At 64.9% G+C, this 17,672-nt stretch carries 19 protein-coding genes; 9 read left to right on the plus strand and 10 right to left on the minus strand.

Features of this window, described 5'->3' with window-relative positions:
* Positions 1–38 precede the first annotated feature (38 nt).
* Positions 39–1,427, plus strand: coding sequence for a S41 family peptidase (locus AC1DVS_RS02645; protein WP_478020007.1), 1,389 nt, complete (start codon positions 39–41; stop codon positions 1,425–1,427).
* Positions 1,428–1,442: 15 nt separating this feature from the next.
* Here the strand turns inward: AC1DVS_RS02645 and soxR are convergent, their stop codons facing one another.
* Complete coding sequence (gene soxR / locus AC1DVS_RS02650; protein ID WP_478020009.1) at positions 1,443–1,910, minus strand: redox-sensitive transcriptional activator SoxR; 468 nt, start codon at positions 1,908–1,910, stop codon at positions 1,443–1,445.
* A 105-nt stretch (positions 1,911–2,015) separates the two neighbouring features.
* Here soxR and AC1DVS_RS02655 point away from each other — a divergent pair, with 105 nt between their 5' ends.
* Complete coding sequence (locus AC1DVS_RS02655) at positions 2,016–2,396, plus strand: VOC family protein (protein ID WP_478020011.1); 381 nt, start codon at positions 2,016–2,018, stop codon at positions 2,394–2,396.
* A 140-nt stretch (positions 2,397–2,536) separates the two neighbouring features.
* Positions 2,537–2,953 (plus strand): CHRD domain-containing protein, encoded by a 417-nt coding sequence (locus AC1DVS_RS02660; RefSeq protein WP_478020013.1) that lies wholly within the window; start codon positions 2,537–2,539, stop codon positions 2,951–2,953.
* Between the two features lie 251 nt (positions 2,954–3,204).
* Here the strand turns inward: AC1DVS_RS02660 and AC1DVS_RS02665 are convergent, their stop codons facing one another.
* Positions 3,205–4,113 (minus strand): prephenate/arogenate dehydrogenase family protein, encoded by a 909-nt coding sequence (locus AC1DVS_RS02665; protein WP_478020015.1) that lies wholly within the window; start codon positions 4,111–4,113, stop codon positions 3,205–3,207.
* 102 nt (positions 4,114–4,215) lie between these two features.
* Between AC1DVS_RS02665 and AC1DVS_RS02670 the strand changes: the two genes are divergently transcribed.
* The 5 genes from AC1DVS_RS02670 (at position 4,216) to AC1DVS_RS02690 (ending at position 8,476) form a co-directional block, all read left to right on the plus strand.
* A complete protein-coding gene (locus tag AC1DVS_RS02670; RefSeq protein ID WP_478020017.1) occupies positions 4,216–5,802 on the plus strand; it encodes a flavin monoamine oxidase family protein in 1,587 nt (528 codons plus the stop codon).
* Between the two features lie 32 nt (positions 5,803–5,834).
* Positions 5,835–6,953, plus strand: a complete 1,119-nt coding sequence (metX, locus tag AC1DVS_RS02675; protein ID WP_478020019.1) for a homoserine O-acetyltransferase MetX — start codon at positions 5,835–5,837, stop codon at positions 6,951–6,953.
* Positions 6,950–7,387: a GNAT family N-acetyltransferase gene (locus AC1DVS_RS02680; protein WP_478020021.1), complete on the plus strand. Its 438-nt coding sequence runs from the start codon at positions 6,950–6,952 to the stop codon at positions 7,385–7,387. The genes metX and AC1DVS_RS02680 overlap by 4 nt, the downstream gene beginning before the upstream one ends.
* A gap of 8 nt (positions 7,388–7,395) precedes the next feature.
* Complete coding sequence (gene metW / locus AC1DVS_RS02685; RefSeq protein WP_478021225.1) at positions 7,396–7,983, plus strand: methionine biosynthesis protein MetW; 588 nt, start codon at positions 7,396–7,398, stop codon at positions 7,981–7,983.
* 61 nt (positions 7,984–8,044) lie between these two features.
* On the plus strand, positions 8,045–8,476 hold the full coding sequence (locus AC1DVS_RS02690) for a response regulator (RefSeq protein ID WP_478020022.1): 432 nt from the start codon (positions 8,045–8,047) through the stop codon (positions 8,474–8,476).
* Positions 8,477–8,489: 13 nt separating this feature from the next.
* Here the strand turns inward: AC1DVS_RS02690 and AC1DVS_RS02695 are convergent, their stop codons facing one another.
* The 6 genes from AC1DVS_RS02695 to AC1DVS_RS02720 are packed head-to-tail and all read right to left on the minus strand — an operon-like array spanning position 8,490 to position 14,431.
* Positions 8,490–10,037 (minus strand): sensor histidine kinase, encoded by a 1,548-nt coding sequence (locus AC1DVS_RS02695; protein ID WP_478020024.1) that lies wholly within the window; start codon positions 10,035–10,037, stop codon positions 8,490–8,492.
* A gap of 22 nt (positions 10,038–10,059) precedes the next feature.
* Positions 10,060–10,602: a single-stranded DNA-binding protein gene (gene ssb / locus AC1DVS_RS02700; protein ID WP_478020026.1), complete on the minus strand. Its 543-nt coding sequence runs from the start codon at positions 10,600–10,602 to the stop codon at positions 10,060–10,062.
* Positions 10,603–10,612: 10 nt separating this feature from the next.
* Positions 10,613–12,475 carry a ferrous iron transporter B gene (gene feoB, locus AC1DVS_RS02705; protein ID WP_478020028.1) on the minus strand — a complete coding sequence of 621 codons (1,863 nt, stop codon included), beginning with the start codon at positions 12,473–12,475 and terminating at the stop codon, positions 10,613–10,615.
* Between the two features lie 12 nt (positions 12,476–12,487).
* Positions 12,488–12,760: a FeoA family protein gene (locus AC1DVS_RS02710; RefSeq protein ID WP_478020030.1), complete on the minus strand. Its 273-nt coding sequence runs from the start codon at positions 12,758–12,760 to the stop codon at positions 12,488–12,490.
* A 60-nt stretch (positions 12,761–12,820) separates the two neighbouring features.
* The gene (locus AC1DVS_RS02715; RefSeq protein WP_478020032.1) at positions 12,821–13,483 is read right to left on the minus strand and encodes a COQ9 family protein; all 663 of its coding nucleotides are present in this window, start codon (positions 13,481–13,483) and stop codon (positions 12,821–12,823) included.
* Positions 13,484–13,501: 18 nt separating this feature from the next.
* The gene (locus AC1DVS_RS02720) at positions 13,502–14,431 is read right to left on the minus strand and encodes a DMT family transporter (RefSeq protein WP_478020034.1); all 930 of its coding nucleotides are present in this window, start codon (positions 14,429–14,431) and stop codon (positions 13,502–13,504) included.
* A gap of 57 nt (positions 14,432–14,488) precedes the next feature.
* On the opposite strand from AC1DVS_RS02720, the gene AC1DVS_RS02725 reads away from it, so the two are divergent.
* Positions 14,489–15,577, plus strand: coding sequence for an alkene reductase (locus AC1DVS_RS02725; protein ID WP_478020036.1), 1,089 nt, complete (start codon positions 14,489–14,491; stop codon positions 15,575–15,577).
* Positions 15,578–15,701: 124 nt separating this feature from the next.
* Here the strand turns inward: AC1DVS_RS02725 and AC1DVS_RS02730 are convergent, their stop codons facing one another.
* Positions 15,702–17,075 carry a cytochrome P450 gene (locus AC1DVS_RS02730; protein ID WP_478020038.1) on the minus strand — a complete coding sequence of 458 codons (1,374 nt, stop codon included), beginning with the start codon at positions 17,073–17,075 and terminating at the stop codon, positions 15,702–15,704.
* A gap of 48 nt (positions 17,076–17,123) precedes the next feature.
* The gene (locus AC1DVS_RS02735) at positions 17,124–17,672 is read right to left on the minus strand and encodes a hypothetical protein (protein WP_478020040.1); all 549 of its coding nucleotides are present in this window, start codon (positions 17,670–17,672) and stop codon (positions 17,124–17,126) included.

The following is a 17,672-nucleotide window of genomic DNA, read 5'->3' on the forward strand; positions in this document are numbered from 1 at the left end:
TCTTGAGACGATCTCATAGGATGCCATACACGAAATATATGTGGCTCGTTGCGATTCTATTGAGCCAACCGGCGATCGGCTTCGCTGCGGAGAAACCTCAATATTCTCTCGATACCAAGATGTTGATAGATGTCGTGAACGTCGTCGCAGAAAATTATGTCGATCCGGTGGAACCTGCGACGGTAGCGAATTGGCTGGTTGAGGCGTTGGGGGAGGACAAGTCGGACGCAGGGCGCGCCGCTGCGGCCTGTGCGGCGAACGCCAAGGTGCCCGTTGTTGGTGACGAGCCGGCCTGGGCAGGTCCGATCGAGATCGCGGTCCGGTGTTTGGCCGAGACGCGGGAATCTGCGCAGGTCGAAGAGGCAATCAATGGTGCAATTGGCATCACTTTGCGACGCTTGGATTCGGGAGCAGTTCTTTACATCCCGCGCACGACGCCAAGCCCAGGCAAGGGCATGACACAATATGCGGCGGTACCGAGCCAAAGCGCGCTTGCGCCGGGGCGGATTGGGATCGGATTGCGTAAGCCGGTGAACGGGGGCTCGGAAGTCGCTTCGCTACTATCGAAGGGGCCTGCAGAGCAGGCCGGCGTGGCGATCGGCGACACTGTGCTCGCTGTCGATGACAAGCCCGTATCGTCGTTGACTTTCGATGCCCTGATGGATGCTCTTGCTGGGCCGATCGATAGCGTGGTGACGCTCAGCCTGCGTTCGAAAGACAGCGGGTCGCGTTTCACCCGGACCGTCCGGCGGAGCTTCGTGCTCCCGCGTACCGCCTCACCGCCGCAGGTACCAGCGCTCAAGATCGCCCCGGAAGTAATCCGGCGGGACGATATCGCTATCATCACGATCCCGCGGTTTGTCGAGAATCGGACGGCGAAACAGCTTCGTTCACAGCTCGCGGAGTTGATGATGGTCGGAGCAAACCCGCCGCCGCGCGCTATCATTTTCGATCTGCGAAACAACTTTGGGGGAGAGCTTAACGAGATCATCGAAGTAGCGGACCTGCTGCTCGACCACGGCACGATCCTGACCGAGGTAGGCCGCACCATCGGCACCAAGCAACATGTGGCCAGGCGTGGCGCTGAGCCGCACGGCCCTGCTCTTTATACCTTAGTGGATGACACAACGACTACCGGTGCTGAAGCACTGGCTGCGGCGCTCAGCGACAATGCGCGCGGGCGCAGCGTTGGAAAAACCACTGCGGGGGTAGGGACTATAAGCACCATGGTATCTATCGATGGAAAACGGCTGATCAAAATTCCCAATGGGCAAATCCTGCGTCCCAATGGGCGCCCGATTGGAGAGGGTATCGCCCCTGACATTCCGCTGGCGATGGCTCCGGAAGCTAGCCCTGAAGAAGTGCTCGACGCGGCGTTAAAGGCCGTTGCAGCGGATTTTAAGCAGCTTGAACCCAAACCGCGGTGAGCAACAAGGACGGCCCTATCCCTCCGCAAAATCCGCCGCCCGATTCCCCATCAGGAACCGCGGCCCCGTCCCCGCCCGCGCTGCCCGATCACCCGGATTGTACAGAACGCACCGCTCAAGCGAGAGGCAGCCGCAGCCGATACACCCGTCGAGCAGCTCGCGCGTCCGCTCGAGCATGCGGATCTTCGCGTCGAGGGCGGTGCGGATGCGTGCGCTGATCGCCTGCCAGTCGCTCTGCGTCGGCGAGCGGCCATGCGGCAGTGTAGCCAGCTCGGTCTCGATCTCGCCCAAAGTCAGCCCGAGCTGCTGTCCGATCAGCGCGAAGGAAAGCCGTCTGATGTCCGATCGCAGGAAGCGGCGCTGATTGCCTCTGGTGCGGATCGCGCTGACCAGCCCGCGCGCCTCATAATAGCGGATCGCCGAGACAGACATGCCGGTGCGCCGCGCCAGCGCGCCGATCGTCAGCAGCTGCGATTCGGCCACGTCACGTCTCCAATTCGATCCCGGAATCAAGCTTGACCTCAACTTAGCTTGAGGTTGTACGACTCGCAAATCGGGGCCCTGCCCTGTTCGGATATGGAGACAAGGATGACGTCGCTCAGAATCGAGCATGTGAATGTAACGGTGCGGGACCCGAAACGGACTGCCGCCATATTGATCGATCTTTTCGACTGGCACGTCCGCTGGGAGGGGGAGGCGCGCGACGGCGGCCATACGATTCATGTCGGGTCCGGCGAGCATTATATGGCGCTCTACACCGGCAGGGACGAAAGCTATTCGGATGACGACTTCATCAAGGGCCGCCCGCTCAACCATGTCGGCATCGAAGTCGCCGATCTCGACGCGACCGAGGCACGGGTCGTTGCCGCCGGGCTGGTCCCCTTCTCGCACGGCGATTACGCACCGGGCCGCCGCTTCTATTTCCTCGATCCGGACGGGATCGAATATGAGGTCGTCAGCTATCGGTGAGCTGCGCTGCGCATTTCCGGCGTAGCGCCCGCACAGTCGATTGTCGGGCGTTAACGACGACCATTGACCTGCGCTGGGTGCGGTCTCACACATCTCTGCGTGCGTCATTCGCGCACCCCAGTTTCGATGAGGAGGATTCGATGCGGATGGTCCTGGCTTTGGTCGCGGCGGCGGTCGCTTTTTCCCCTGCGCTCGCAGCGGACCCAGTCACCTTGAAGGCGGCACTCAGCGGCGCGGCCGAAGTGCCTGCCGGCGACCCTGACGGTACTGGCGCAGCCACCGTGACGATCGACTCGGCCAAGGGGCAGGTCTGCTTCACGCTGAGTGCGAGCGGCATCGATACGGCGACTATGGCGCATATCCACAAAGGCGCGGTTGGTGTTTCAGGCCCAGTGGCCGTGGCGCTTGATCCGCCGGCGACGGGTAGCTCGAAAGGCTGCAAGGCAGTGGCGGCGGACGTGATCGCAGCCATTCTCGCAGCCCCATCGGACTATTATGTCAACGTCCACAACGCTGCCTTCCCCCGCGGCGCGGTGCGCGGCCAACTCGGTAGCTGAGGTCTCTACTGGGGCAATCAAGGCCTTCAGCACCGCTTTGTGTCCGGGGAGTTTTTCTGGAAAAACGGTGCGGTCGGGCGGTCGCCTGCGATGCGACCGCCCAACCGACTTTTGGCCACCATAATCGGCTCGCGCCCGAGCCGTTTCGGTCGGCCGCTTTCGTTTAGCGGCGGACTGAATCGAGGGATTCTCCGGAAATATACCTACGGTTAGGGCGGCGGGATCGGTCAGTACAACGTGCAGGACAGACTCTAGTCGTGAGTCCGCCCGAAATCAGGGGCGGGATCATCCTGGCCCTGTTCGATGATGCCGCGGCGGATCGCGCGGGTCTTGGTGAAGAGATCGAACAACTCGTCACCCTTGCCCCAGCGGATCGCGCGCTGCAGCGCCGAGAGATCCTCGGAGAAGCGCTGGAGCATGTCGAGCACGGCCTCGCGATTGGCAAGGAACACGTCGCGCCACATCGTCGGGTCGGAGGCGGCGATGCGCGTGAAGTCGCGGAAACCGCCCGCTGAATATTTGATCACCTCGCTTCGCGTGACCTCCTCCATGTCGGAGGCAGTGCCGACGATGGTATAGGCGATGAGATGCGGCAAATGGCTGGTGATCGCGAGGACGCGGTCGTGATGCCCGGGTTCCATCAGCTCGACCTCAGCGCCCAGGCGCCGCCAGAATTCGCTCACCCTTTCCACTGCCAGCGGATCGGCGCCCTCGGGCGGCGTGACGATGCACCAGCGCTTGTGGAACAAGGTGGCGAAGCCGGCCTCCGGGCCGCTACGCTCGGTTCCGGCGACTGGATGAGCAGGCACGATGGTCGCGCCGGGCAGAGCTTCGGCAAGCGCGCGCAGGACTTCTTCCTTACACGAGCCGACGTCGCTGACGACCGCGTCGGGTGGCAGATCGGCAGCGATCTCGGCGGCAACCGCGCCCATTGCTCCGACTGGCACGCAAAGAATGACAAGATCGGCGTCGATGACAGCGGCGCCTGAAGTATCGGTCACGTCGTCGAACAGCTGGAGCCGATCGGCGATGGCGCGCACGTCCGGATCGGCATCATAGCCGGTCAGCCGCACTGTGGGCATTTCGGCGCGTACGGCGCGCGCGACCGAGGAGCCGATCAGGCCGATGCCGATGATGGTGATGCGGGCAAAGGGCAACATGACCGCGCGCATGGCGGAAGGACCCCGTTAAGGCAAGCAGGCTAGAGTCTGGCGGAGCTTCGCTATACTCCTGCCAGCAGAAGCCGAAACGGGGGAGGCTCGATGCGCGGCAGCTCGATATTCTGGGAAGCGCTCGGTCAGGCGCGCCGGATCAACCTCGCTGCCGCCGGAGAGAAGCCGCCGGTCACGGGCACTCCCGGCCAGACCCGTCGCGCGGTGCTGATGGCACTTGGCGCGACCGGCCTGTCCGCTGCCCTTCCCCGTCCGCTCCACGCCGCGCCACCCAAGGGTCCGGTGGCGATCATCGGTGGCGGCATCGCCGGTATGACGGCACTTTGGCATTTGACTCAGGCTGGTGTCGATGCGCGGGTCTATGAGGCAAGGCCGCGGCTCGGCGGCCGGATGTTCACGCATCGCCCGGCAGGAGGGGGCCCAGCAGGAGGGGGTTTGCAAGGTGGCGTACCGCTCGAGATTGGCGGCCAGCTCGTCAATTCGGACCATGCTGATATGCATGCGCTGGCAAAGGACTTCGGCGTCGGCCTGATCGATCGCAAGATCGGCCAATATCGTGCCGCGATATTGGCGGGCGGGGCCGAACTGTCCCCCGCCGCGCTTGCTGAGGCGCTGCGGCCGATCGCGGCGCAGATCGGAGCGGATTCGGATCGGCTCGACAAGGATTATGCCGGCACCGCGCGCGAACTCGATCGCCTGTCTATCGCCGCCTATCTCGACCTCCATGCCGACAAGCTGCGCCAGCCTTGGGTCCGCCATCTGATGGAGGCGACCAGCCGGACCGAATATGGCGTCGAGCCAGGCCAGGCCTCGGCGATCGAGCTGGTCTTCAACCTGCCCACTGTCGAGGGCGAGCGGATCGAGGTGCTCAGCCGCAGTGACGAACGCTATCTGATCGAGGGCGGCAGCGGCGCCCTGATCGCCGCAATGGCGGCAAAGCTTCACGACCGGATCGAGACGGGCAAGCGGCTGGCGCGGATCGAAGCGTATGGCGCTGGTGTTCGGCTGTTTTTCCTGGACGGGACGATGGTGGAGGCCGGCTCGGTCATCGTCGCGGTGCCAGCGCCGCTGATGCGAACCATCGATTTCGGCCTACCATTGTCGCCATTGTGGCGACAGTTCATCCAGGAGGTCGAGCTCGGCTATAACGAGAAGATCCAGGCTGTCATGACGTCACGTCCATGGGAGGCGACGATCGGGCGAGGCGGTGAGCTGTGGCAGACCGATCCCCGCGCCGGCGCCGCGCTTGGCTGGGACGGCGGCATTCGGCCGGCCGAGGATGCCGGCAGTGTCTGGACCTGGTTCCTCGGCGGCGACGAGGTGACGGCCGCGGACGCCGCCGATCCGCAAGTGCTGGCCAGGCACTTCGCCGCTATGGCGGAAGGCGGGGTCCCGGGCTTCGGCGCGGCGATGGCGGGCGCGGTTCGCCGCACCGCCTGGCACCGCGATCCGCTGACGCTCGGCGCTTATGTGAACTTCCGGCCCGGCCAGCTCACCCGTTTCGGCGAGCTGATCTGGGTCGAAGGCGCTGATGCCCCCCGCCACCATGCGCCTTCGGGGCGGATCCAGTTCGCTGGCGAGCATCTGTCCGACGCCTATCCCGGTTATATGAATGGCGGCGCCCAGACCGGCCGGCTGGCAGCGCAAGCGATCCTCGCCGCGCACGCCCATGCTTGAACCGCATGGCCACGGCGCCTAACCACCCGGCAATGTTGGACGACGCACGCTTCGGGCTTGATCGCCATGCTACGCTGCCGGGGCCGTTGCGGCTCGATGGCGGCGCTTTGCTGTCGCCGGTCGATTTCGGGTATGAGACCTATGGCACGCTCGATGCCGACGGCAGCAATGCGATCCTGATCTGCCATGCGCTGACCGGCGATCAGCATGTCGCCAGCATCAGCCCGGTCACCGGCAAGCCAGGCTGGTGGACCCGGCTCGTCGGCCCCGGCAAGCCGGTCGATCCCGAGCGGCACTTCATCATCTGCGCCAATGCGCTCGGCGGCTGCACCGGCTCGTCGGGGCCGGCGACGATCAACCCGGCCACTGGCAGCCCCTGGGGGATGGCTTTCCCGGTCATCACCATCCGCGACATGGTTCGCGCCCAGGCGATGCTGCTCGATCATCTCGGCGTCGGCACACTGGCGGCGGTAATCGGCGGCTCGATGGGCGGGATGCAGGCGCTGAGCTGGTCGGCGACCTTCCCCGATCGCGTCCGCGCGGCAGTGGTCATCGCCTCAGCCGCGCGCCATACCGCCCAGAACATCGCGTTCCACGAGGTCGGCCGCCAGGCAGTGATGGCCGATCCGAAATGGCGCGGCGGCGATTATTATGCCGATGGCGATCCCCCCGCGGCCGGCCTCGCCGTGGCGCGGATGGCGGCGCACATCACCTATCTGTCCGAGGCTGGTCTTACCGAGAAATTCGGCCGGCGGCTGCAGACAGGCTCGGCCAAGAGCTTCGGTTTCGACGCCGATTTCCAGGTCGAAAGCTATCTGCGTCACCAGGGGATCAGCTTCGTCGATCGCTTTGACGCCAATTCCTATCTCTACATCACGCGCGCCACCGACTATTTCGACCTGGCCGAGGAGCATGGCGGCCACCTCGCCAACGCCTTCAAGGAGAGCAAGGCGCGCTTCTGCCTGATCAGTTTCGATACGGACTGGCTCTATCCAACGCCTGAATCGCGCGCGATCGTCCACGCGCTCAACGCAGCCGGCGCGCCGGTCAGCTTCGTTGAGCTGAACTCGCCCTTCGGCCATGACGCCTTCCTGCTCGATTCGCCCGGAATGAACCGCGTGGTCGATGGTTTCCTGAGGGCAGGCACATGATCGCCGCACCCTATCGCCTGTCGACTGACACTGCCGAGATGCAGGTCGATGCGATTCACGCCTTTCTCACCACCAGCTATTGGGCTGCCGGCATTCCCCGGGAGACGGTCGCGCGCGCGGTCGCCAACTCGATCTGCGTCGGCGCGTTTCACGAGGATGCGCAGGTGGGCTTCGCGCGGGTGATCACCGATCGCGCCACCTTCGCCTATCTCGCTGACGTCTATGTGCTTCCGGCGCATTGCCGCCACGGCGTCGCGCGAGCGATGGTGGAACGACTGCACGATCACCCAGATCTGCAGGGTCTGAGGCGATGGCTGCTGTTCACCCGCGATGCGCACAAGGTGTACGCGCCGCTCGACTGGTCGCCGCTGGCCGATCCGACATTGGTCATGCAGCGCCATTTTCCTGACGTCTATGACGAGGTGACGCCGTGACGGCGCCTTTGGCCCTGCGCCCCGATCTCGCGATCATCGCCGACAATGTCGCGCCCGGCGCCCGAGTCCTCGATGTCGGCTGTGGCGATGGGGCGCTGATGGCGGCGCTGCGCGACACCAAGGGTGTCGATGCCCGCGGTCTCGAGATCGATGCCGGCAATGTCGCAGCCGCCGTCTCGCGCGGTCTGTCGGTGATTCAGGGCGATGCCGATTCGGATCTTGCCGGCTATCCCGATGCGAGTTTCGACTACGCGATACTGAGCCAGACGCTGCAGACGACGCGCCGGCCGGATCTGGTGCTCGAGCATCTCCTGCGCATCGGGCGCCACGCCTTCGTCTCCTTCCCCAATTTCGCGCACTGGCGCGTGCGGACCTCCTTGCTGTGGGGCGGGCGGATGCCGGTGACGCGGCTGCTGCCCGAACAATGGTACGACACGCCCAATATCCACCACGTCACGATCGACGATTTCCGGGCTTTTTTGCGAACGGGTGGCGTCACCATGGAGGGAGCCTGGTTCCTGTCCGGGGACAAGCGCACGACGTCCGCGGGTGCGAACTTCTTCGCCGAGCACGCGGTGTTCCTCCTCAAAAATTGATCTCGATCATGGAACTTCCCGCCTTCGCTCAGTGTTTTGGCCGGGTAACACTGGAAATTCCATGCCTAAGACGGTCCTTATTGTTGAAGACGAGATCTTCGTTGCGCTCGATCTGGAGCGTATCCTCACCGATGCCGGCTACAGGGTCGCAGCGATCGCGGCCGACAGCCATGGTGCGCTCGCGGCGGCGGCGGATTGCCACATTGCGCTTGTCGACGTGAATCTGCGCGACGGCCCGACCGGCCCTGGCCTCGCAACCAAACTGGCGCGCGACTATGGCGTCAAGGTCGTTTTCGTCACCGCCAATCCGGGGCAGATAGGTCAGGCCGATGGTGCGCTCGGCTATATCCGCAAGCCGTTCAGCGAGGCAGCGATCCTTGCCGCAGCGGCAATGGCGAGTGCGCCTGCACCGCATGTCGCGGCCAATGACGACGTCATCCTGCTGGGCCGGCCCGTCAGCGGCTGCCATACTGAGGCCGTCAGCGGCGGCTGACATACTGGCGGCGTCAGCGGCGGCTGAATGCGCTTTTCGGGATTGATATCGTCACGACCAGACCCTCGGTCCGCCAGTCCCGGTCGACCGTGCCGCCGAGCTGCCGCACCGCGCTCATCTCCATCAGCTGAGACCCGAATCCGATAGCCGACGCTGGCGCCGATACCGGCGGCCCGCCAGTCTCGGTCCAGCGCAGCGTGACGGTGGCGTCGCCCGAAAGGATCTCGATCGCGATCTTGCCGTCATGATTGACCAGCGCCCCATATTTGGTCGCGTTGGTGGCGAGTTCGTGGAACAGCAGGGCAAGTGGCGTGGCTGAGCGATCGTCGATGTCGATGTCGTTGCCCGTGACGATGATCCGCTGATCGTCGTTCGACTGATAGGGCCGGAACAGCTCGTTGAGCAGGCCGCGCAGGCTGTTCTGCGCTGCCTGCGGCCGTGATTGCGCGCTGTGCGGGCGTACGAAATCATGCGCACGGCCGAGCGACGCGATCCGGTCGCGCAAATCCTCGGCGACACTTTTCAATTCGGGTTTGGCGCGCGCCGCAAAGCCGATCAGCCCGGAGATCACCGCGAAGATGTTCTTGATGCGGTGGCTCAGCTCCTGCGCGATGACCTCGCGCTCCTCGCTTGCCTGCTTCTGCTCATGGATGTCGGTGCAGGTGCCGAACCAGCGCACGATCGTGCCACTGTCGTCGCGCAGCGGCAGCGCCCGCCCGAGTGTCCAGCGATAAACGCCGTCGGCGCGGCGCAACCGATATTCGATCTGGTAGGGCTCGCCCGTTTCAAGCGAGTGACGCCACGCCGCCCAGGCGCGGGGCTGATCGTCCTCATGGAACATGCCGTTCCATTCTGCCCCGTCAGTCGATCCCTCCGGCACGCCGGTGAATTCGTACCAGCGCGCATTGTAATAATCATGATAGCCGTCGGGCAGGGTCGACCACACCATTTGCGGCATTGCGTCGGCCAGCACGCGGAAGCGGTTATGGCTCTCGGTGAGCGCACGGTGGGTGGCATCTTCGCTCGCGCGCCAGCTGGCGGCCTCGCGACTGTCGCGCAGCCGCGCCAGCACTGCGATCGCGAGCGTCTCCAGGCCCTGGCGCTGGAGTGGCGTCAGACCGTCACGCGGCACTGTATCGATCACGCAGAGAGATCCGAGCGGAACGCCGTCGTCCGAGATCAGCGGCGCGCCGGCATAGAAGCGGATGTGCGGCGGCCCAGTCACCAGCGGGTTATCGAAAAAACGCGAGTCGAGCCGCGCATCGGGCACAATCATCAGCGCGTCGTCGAGCATCGCAAAGGCGCAGAAGGAGGTGTCGCGGGACGTTTCGGTCGCCTCCAGCCCGGTTCGCGCCAGAAAGGTCTGGCGTCGTTCCTCGACCAGACTGACCAGGGCGATCGGCACTTCGCACAAGGCGGCGGCGAAATCGGTGATCCGCTTCAGCTCGTCATTGTCGCGCAGCGATTCGATGTCGTGCGCGGCCAATGTCTCGGTGCGGGCTGCTTCGTCATTCTGCCAGCCGGATGCAGGGGCCGGTGCGGCCGGTGCGGGTTCCCTCATGCCGGATGAACGCATGACAAGGTCAGAAGGGTACGTCGTCGTCGAGATCGTCCGCGAAGCTGCTGCGGCCACCGCTGCTCGCAGGCGCGCCGCCGCCACGGCTCGCGCCGCCGCCAAAGCTCGAGGATCCGCCGCCGAAATCGTCATTGCCGCCGAAATCGTCGCGCTGGCCACCGCCGCCAAAGCCGCCGCCACCGCCCGAACCGCCGCCAGGCGCACCGTCGAGCATCGTCAGCACCGAGTTGAAGCCCTGCAGCACGATTTCAGTGCTGTATTTGTCGGCGCCAGAGGCATCCTGCCATTTGCGGGTCTGCAGCGCGCCCTCGATATAGACCTTGGAGCCCTTGCGCAGATAGCGCTCGGCGACGTTTGCAAGCCCTTCATTGAAGATCGCGACCGAATGCCATTCGGTCTTCTCCTTGCGCTCGCCGGTATTCTTGTCTTTCCAGGTATCTGACGTCGCGACCTTAAGGTTCACTACCTTGCCGCCATTCTGGAACGAACGGCTCTCCGGGTCTCGCCCGAGATTGCCGACCAGGATCACCTTGTTGACGCTGCCCGCCATGTTCTTCTTCCTACAGTCCGAGTGCCACGGCGGCCCAATAAGTCGCCCCTGCTGCGATGTAGGCGAGTGCGAACAAATAGCCAACCATGAAGGCCGGCCATTTCCATCCATTGGTCTCGCGCCTGGTGACGGCGATCGTGGAGATGCATTGCGGCGCGAACACGAACCACATCAGAAAGGCGAGCGCGGTCGGCAGGCTCCACTGCGCCTTCAAATTCTTGGCCATCGCCTTGCCGCCGGCCTCGCTCTCGGGGTTGTCGATCGCATAGACAGTCCCGATCGCCGCCACCGCGACCTCGCGCGCCGCCATCGCCGGGATCAACGCAAGCGCGATATCGCGGTTGAAGCCGATCGGCTTGACCACGACCGCGACGCCATTGGCGATCCGCCCGGCGATCGAATAATCGACCTGTGACGTCTTGCTGCCGAGCGGCACCTGCGGGAAGCTCAGCAGCACCCACAAGATCACCGTCGTCGTCGCGATGATCGTGCCGGCGCGCTTGAGGAAGATCATCGCCCGGCCCCACAGCCCGAGCAGCACGTCCCCCATCCGCGGCCATTGATATTTCGGCATCTCCATCATGAAGCCCGACGAGGCCCCTTTGGTTACCGTTTTGCGCAGGACGAGCGCCGCGCAATAGGCGCCAGCGATGCCGATCAGCAGCAAAGCGAACATCACCAGCCCCTGCAGGCCAACGAATGGCAGTATCTTCGTATCCGGAATGAAGGCGCCGATGACGAGCGTATAGACTGGCCAGCGCGCCGAGCAGGTCATCAGCGGCGCGATCAGGATCGTGGTCAGCCGGTCCTTCTCGTCCTCGATCGTCCGCGTCGACATGATGCCCGGCACCGCGCAGGCGAAGGAGGAGAGCAGCGGGATGAAGGCGCGGCCCGACAGGCCGACCGTCGCCATCATCCGGTCCATCAGAAAGGCGGCGCGGACCATATAGCCCGATGCCTCGAGCAGCAGGATGAAGAAGAACAGGATCAGGATCTGCGGCAGGAAGGTGATCACAGCGCCCACGCCAGCGAGGATGCCGTCCGTGATCAGCGAGCGCAGGATACCTGCCGGCATCGCGCCCTTCACCAGCTCCTGGAGCGCGGCGAAACCGGTGGTGATCGCGTCCTGAGGCATCGTCGCCCAGGAAAACACCGCCTGGAACATCACGAACAATATGGTGAAGAGCAGCACCAGCCCCCAGACCGGGTGCAGCGCGATGGAGTCGATCGCATGGCTCCAACGCCGCACCGGCGTTTCGGAGACAGTCGCCGCCAGCGCGATCGCGCGGGCGCGGCGCTGCAGGGTGACGATATCCTCACCGATATGGCCTTCGCTCGGCCGCACCCGAATCGCACCACTGCCGATCACGCCCGCCAGCGCCGCCTTCAATTCCTCGAGCCCCCGCCGCCGCACCGCGACGGTCGGGATTACCGGTACGCCAAGCTCGGCGGAAAGCCGGGCGGGATCGAGCACCAGGCCATCGCGTTCGGCGAGGTCGAACATATTGAGCGCAACCACGATCGGCAGGCCAAGCGCGATCAGCTGAAGCGTGAAGCGCAGGTGATTGTCGAGATTGGCGGCATCGACCACGACGACCAGCGCATCGGGCAGCCGTTCGCCCGCCTGAGTGCCGGTCACGACGTCGCGCGTCACCCGCTCATCGGGGCTGGAAGGCTCGAGGCTATAGGCGCCCGGCAAGTCGACCAGCTCGACCGGCCGTCCGTCAGCCAGCGCCAGCCGGCCTGAATGCCGCTCCACCGTCACGCCCGGATAATTGCCGACCTTCTGCCGCGCCCCCGTCAAGGCGTTGAACAGGGCGCTTTTGCCGGCATTCGGGTTGCCGACCAGCGCCACCAGCGGAGCAGCGTTCACGAGTGGTTCGATCTATCCGGCGAGCGGGGAGACATGGATGGCGCCCGCCACGGCGCGGCGGAGCGCAACGGTCATGCGGCCAATCCGGCACGCGATCGGCCCTTTGCCGAGCGTCGCGCGGTGCAGCACCTCGACTCCGACGCCCTCGTCAAAGCCGAGTTCGCGCAGCCGACGCGCCTCGGGCACGCTGAGCGCAGCCCAATCGACCGCCGCGACGGTCGCACGCTGGCGCTGGGGCAGCGATTCGAGGCTGGGGAGCATCACCACAGGCGAGGACATATCCATGCTGCGAGTGATTATCAATAACTATTGGCCGCGCAATGGGTAAATCTACCAAGGCCGCGGTTACACCACCGGGTAGCGCAGCCTCCCGATGAAGCGCGACAAGCTCGGCTTGTGCTCGGTGCGCGCGAGAAAGCCCGCCTTGGTCTTCTCGAACTGCATGATCCCCTCGATCCGCCGCCCGAGAAAGGCGCGTGTGTCGGTATGCCCCTCACTCTCATCGTCGAGGAACACGGTGACCGTCGCCGCATAGACACCGGCAAGGATCGTCCGCTTGGTATAATGATTGTAATCGGTCGCCGTATCGCCGGCGACGCGCCACATCAGGTCAGCAGCATGCCAGCCAAGCTTCGCGCCGCGCACCAGATTCTGCGGCATCGCCAATATGGCGAGCGCCCGCCGCAACGCCTCGCGATTAGGGCCGATCGCTTCGAGCCGCGCCTCGACCAAGGCGGTGATCTTCGCCCGGATCTTCATCGTCGCCAGCGTCTCCGCCGGCAGCTTTTCCAGCATGGCCCGGTCGATCGCCTCAAACCACGCCGCAATCATATCGCCAGCACCGCCCGGAAACGCGACCTTCGCAACATCTCGGTCAACCCTGGCCGCATCAGCAGCGGCATCGCGAGCCGCATCACCCCAGCCATCGAACGCGGCATTGGCGGCGATACCGATGGCAAGCCCCTCGCGAATCTCATCGAGCGTCGGGTCTTCGGGCAGGGCGGGCATCGACTGTCTCCTCAAGCCCTATCTAATCTCACCATCCACCTGCGCAAGCACAGGTGGGGTCTCGCGGACCAGCACCAAGGCAACCGCCACCAGCGCGGCGCCAACCAGATCAGCCACCCCGAGCCGCTCGCCATAGGCGACCCAGCCGACGCTCGCGGCGACCACCGGCTGGACGAGCAGCGCGATCCCCACCACCAAAGGCGAAAGCTGGCCCAGCGCATAGATCAACAGCGCCTGGCCGAACACCTGGCTGATCAGGGCAAGCGCGATCAGCGGCGTCCAGTCCTGCGGCCAGATCCGCTCCCCCATCAGCAGCGAGAGCGCCAGCAGCGGCAGGATGCTCGCGGCGGTCGCCAGCGCCAGCGCGGGCAGCGGCGCCATCGCGCGGCGAACGCGCGTCATGAAGATGAAGTAGAAAGTGTAGAGCAGCCCCGCGAGCAGGCAGAGCAAGTCACCGCCCAGATTGCTCGGATTGAGCTGGTAAGACCTGCCCATCAGCAGTGCCGCGCCAATCCCCGCCATTGCCAGCGCGATCCCCTGGGTGCGCGACGGCCAGGCGCGGATCGCGAGAAAGCCGTAGATCGGAAAGAACAGGGTCGCCGAATTGCCGAACAGGGTGGCATTGGCGAGCGTCGTCTTAAGGATGCCAACATGCCAGCTGCCGAGATCGGCGGCAAAGCAGAAGCCCGCCAGCACAAAGGCGATCACCAGTCCGCGCCCCACTCTTTCCGGCCGCCAGCCGCTCGCCAGCGACAGGCCGAGCAACACCGGCGTCGCCAGCGCAATCCGCCAGAAACCCGAAGCCACCGGCCCGGTATCAGCAAGCCGCACGAACCAGCCGCCAAAGGCAAGCGCGACATTAGCGACCAGCAACGCCGCGAACGCCAGCCGGTGGGAGCCGGCCTTTTCAGACGCAACAGATTTTCTTGGGGCGACGCGCTGGTGCATGCTGCCCCTTAGCGTCCTATCTCGGGGTCGTCAGGTAGCAAAGGGAAACCCATTTTCATGCCGAGCCTCTTCGATCCAATCCAGTTCGGGGCGATCGCCGCACCCAATCGCGTCGTGATGGCGCCGCTCACCCGCGGCCGCGCCACCCGCGATCATGTCCCCCAGCCGCTGATGGGCGAATATTATGCCCAGCGCGCGAGCGCCGGACTGATCATCACCGAGGCGACCGGCATTTCGCGCCAGGGCCTGGGCTGGCCCTTCGCGCCGGGGCTATGGACCGACGAGCAGACCGAGGCCTGGAAGCCAGTCGTCGCCGCGGTCCACGCTGCCGGCGGCCGCATCGTCGCGCAGCTCTGGCATATGGGCCGCATCGTCCATTCCAGCCTCAGCGGCACCCAGCCGGTCTCGTCCTCGGCGACAACCGCGCCGGGCAAGGCGCACACCTATGACGGCAAGCAGGATTATGAGGAGGCGCGCCCCCTTCGGCTCGACGAATTCCCCGTGCTGCTCGACGATTATGAGCGCGCCACCCGCAATGCGATCGCCGCCGGTTTCGATGGCGTCCAGATCCATGCCGCGAACGGCTATCTGATAGACCAGTTCCTGCGCGACAATTCGAACTTCCGCACTGATCATCATGGCGGCAACCCGGAGAACCGAATCCGCCTGCTCCGTGACGTCACCGAGCGTGTCGCCTGCGTCGCCGGCGCCGACCGGACCGGTGTCCGCCTCTCGCCCAACGGCAATTCGCAGGGCGCGATCGACAGCAACCCCGAGGCTGTGTTCATCCCCGCCGCCAAGGCCCTCGCCGAGATCGGCATCGCCTTTCTCGAACTGCGCGAGCCTGGCCCTGACGGCACGTTCGGCCGCTCGGAGCAGCCCAAACTCTCGCCTGAGATCCGCCAGGTCTTTCCGGGCGCGCTGATCCTCAATTCGGACTATCTCGGCGATACCGCGCAGGAAGCGCTCGATTCTGGCGTCGCCGACGCGATCAGCTTCGGCCGCACCTTCCTCGCCAATCCCGATCTGCCCGAGCGGCTGAAGAAGGGAGCACCGCTCAATCCCGACGTCATGGGAACCTGGTACAGCCAGGGCCCTGAAGGCTATATCGACTATCCGACGCTGGAAGCCGTGGCGGCGGAGTAAGGACCTACCCACCGACGTCACCCCCGGCTCGCCCCGGGGGTCTATCGTGCCGCATACGCAACATTGGAAGCGCTCGCGGAACAATGGATGCCGGAACCAGTCCGGCATGACGCCAGAGGGCACTCTAGCCCAAAGGCACGAACCGAACCGGCAGCCCATCCTTCGGCCGAGGGATGGGCCAGGCCTGCCACTCCACTCCTGCACCCTCTTCCAGCTCGATCCGGTATCGACTCAGCAGCTGCGCCATCAGAATCCGGATCTGCATCGTCGCGAAATGCAGGCCGATGCACATATGCGCGCCGCCGCCGAACGGCACCCAGGCATATTTGTGCCGGCCCTTGCTCTCCTCGGGCGAGAAACGCATCGGGTCGAAACGCTGCGGCTCTGGCCAATGCTCAGCCATCTTGTGGGTGTAAGCGGGGCTGACGCCAACCATCGTGCCAGCCGGAATGTGAAAGCCGCCAAACTCGAAATCCCGCACGGCCCGCCTCGGCAGTGACGGCACCGGCGGGATCAGCCGCAGCGCTTCCTTGAAGGCATATTCAGTTAGCACCAGCCGGTCGAGCTGACCATATGGCAGTCCGGTTTCGTCGTTCAGGCCAAGGCCGGCGATCTCCTCGCGCAGCCTGTCCTGCCATTCGGGATTTCGCCCGAGCAGCATGACGAGGCTCGTCGCCGACGAAGTGATGGTGTCATGCGCCGCCATCATCAGGAAATTCATATGGTCGGCGATGGCGTCATCGGAGAGCGGCTGCCCCGCCTCGTCAGTCGCACGGCAGAATTGCGAGAAGAAATCATGCCCCTCTCCCGTGCGCCGCTTCGGGATCTCGCGCCTGAACAGGTCGATCAGATAGGCCCGCGCCTTCACGCCCTTACGCATCGGTGTGCCTGGCAGCGGAATGCGGATCGGCGCGATTGTCGCCTGCACTTCGTCGACAAAGGCCTGGTTGACCCGGTCGGCCTCGGGCCCAAGCGGCATGCCGAGGAAAGAGTCGGCGGCAAGGTCGAGCGTGAGCGCCTTGATGGCGTCATAGAAACGCATCGGCTTGTTCGCCCAGCCAGTCACGGTCCGGGTAATCCCAGCGTTCAGCGCCTCGGCATAATGGCGCATCGGCTCGGGCTTGAACGCGACTGACATCACCTTGCGGTCGGCACGATGCTTGTCGAAATCCATCAGCATCAGCCCGCGCGGGAAAAGCAAGTTGAGCATCGGACCCCAGCCCTGTTCGGACGAGAAGATCCTGTCGCGATCGAACAGCACCAGTTCATTGGCGTCGGGGCCCATCAGCGTGACGGAAGGGCCCCCAAAGGCATTGTTGCGATAAACCGGGCCGTAGAGCTTCACCATCCGGTGCCCGAACCTGACCGGGTCCCGCAGCAGCTTCAGCGTGTTGCCGATAAAGGGCAGGCCATTCTCGCCCGGGATCGCAGCGATCGCGCCCGGCTTCTGCCGCGGCAGCCAATGTGGATTCGCCTTGAAACTATGCGCCAGCGCCATCCCGGATCTCCCTTACTTACATCCGTATAAGTAAGGCCGGCCTTCTCCTCAACCCGCTTCAGCCTGGCCGAGGCTGTCGAGCCACCGGGTAATCGCCGGCCGCGCGGCCGTATTGGCACTGCTGACCCCGAGGCCGACAATGATGGCGAGCAGGACGAACGCTTCCGTAAAGATGCTTGCGAGCACCGTCCCCGCAACCACTACGGCAAGGATCGCGGTGAGCCAGCGCCCGAGTCTTTGCGCACCTGCCGGGTTCAGGGCGATCTCGCGCGGACCTTTGATATCATAATAATTGTACGTGCTCAGGATCGGCTGGCCCGCAGGGTCGACAGATCCCGCGCAGACCGCAACCACCAACGCCGCGCCCAGTGCATCGATCCAGCCCGTGGGTTCCGGCCGCCCGCCCGGTAGGATCGGCCGGGGTGATCCCGGCACGCGTGGCAGCGGTCTTTCACTGCGCGGCTGGGGCGTGTCGCCGCGTGGCTGGGGCGCTTCCGCGCGCGCCGGGCGGTTCTCGGCCCATGTGTCGGTGGCGATCAGCCGCCCCTTATGCTCGACGATGCGATAACGCGGTGGAGGCGGCCGCATCTCGGCCAT

The organism is Sphingomonas sp. P3_C5 (assembly GCF_056402635.1).

What these genes read in the sequence shown, in the direction of transcription:
- AC1DVS_RS02645 (WP_478020007.1), top strand. Translation starts at nt 39, where the DNA reads ATGTGGCTCGTTGCGATTCTATTGAGCCAACCGGCGATCGGCTTCGCT.
- AC1DVS_RS02655 (WP_478020011.1), top strand. Translation starts at nt 2,016, where the DNA reads ATGACGTCGCTCAGAATCGAGCATGTGAATGTAACGGTGCGGGACCCG.
- AC1DVS_RS02660 (WP_478020013.1), top strand. Translation starts at nt 2,537, where the DNA reads ATGCGGATGGTCCTGGCTTTGGTCGCGGCGGCGGTCGCTTTTTCCCCT.
- AC1DVS_RS02665 (WP_478020015.1), bottom strand. Translation starts at nt 4,113, where the DNA reads ATGTTGCCCTTTGCCCGCATCACCATCATCGGCATCGGCCTGATCGGC.
- AC1DVS_RS02670 (WP_478020017.1), top strand. Translation starts at nt 4,216, where the DNA reads ATGCGCGGCAGCTCGATATTCTGGGAAGCGCTCGGTCAGGCGCGCCGG.
- metX (WP_478020019.1), top strand. Translation starts at nt 5,835, where the DNA reads ATGTTGGACGACGCACGCTTCGGGCTTGATCGCCATGCTACGCTGCCG.
- AC1DVS_RS02680 (WP_478020021.1), top strand. Translation starts at nt 6,950, where the DNA reads ATGATCGCCGCACCCTATCGCCTGTCGACTGACACTGCCGAGATGCAG.
- AC1DVS_RS02690 (WP_478020022.1), top strand. Translation starts at nt 8,045, where the DNA reads ATGCCTAAGACGGTCCTTATTGTTGAAGACGAGATCTTCGTTGCGCTC.
- AC1DVS_RS02695 (WP_478020024.1), bottom strand. Translation starts at nt 10,037, where the DNA reads ATGAGGGAACCCGCACCGGCCGCACCGGCCCCTGCATCCGGCTGGCAG.
- ssb (WP_478020026.1), bottom strand. Translation starts at nt 10,602, where the DNA reads ATGGCGGGCAGCGTCAACAAGGTGATCCTGGTCGGCAATCTCGGGCGA.
- AC1DVS_RS02710 (WP_478020030.1), bottom strand. Translation starts at nt 12,760, where the DNA reads ATGGATATGTCCTCGCCTGTGGTGATGCTCCCCAGCCTCGAATCGCTG.
- AC1DVS_RS02715 (WP_478020032.1), bottom strand. Translation starts at nt 13,483, where the DNA reads ATGCCCGCCCTGCCCGAAGACCCGACGCTCGATGAGATTCGCGAGGGG.
- AC1DVS_RS02720 (WP_478020034.1), bottom strand. Translation starts at nt 14,431, where the DNA reads ATGCACCAGCGCGTCGCCCCAAGAAAATCTGTTGCGTCTGAAAAGGCC.
- AC1DVS_RS02725 (WP_478020036.1), top strand. Translation starts at nt 14,489, where the DNA reads ATGCCGAGCCTCTTCGATCCAATCCAGTTCGGGGCGATCGCCGCACCC.
- AC1DVS_RS02730 (WP_478020038.1), bottom strand. Translation starts at nt 17,075, where the DNA reads ATGGCGCTGGCGCATAGTTTCAAGGCGAATCCACATTGGCTGCCGCGG.
- AC1DVS_RS02735 (WP_478020040.1), bottom strand. Translation starts at nt 17,672, where the DNA reads ATGGCCGAGATGCGGCCGCCTCCACCGCGTTATCGCATCGTCGAGCAT.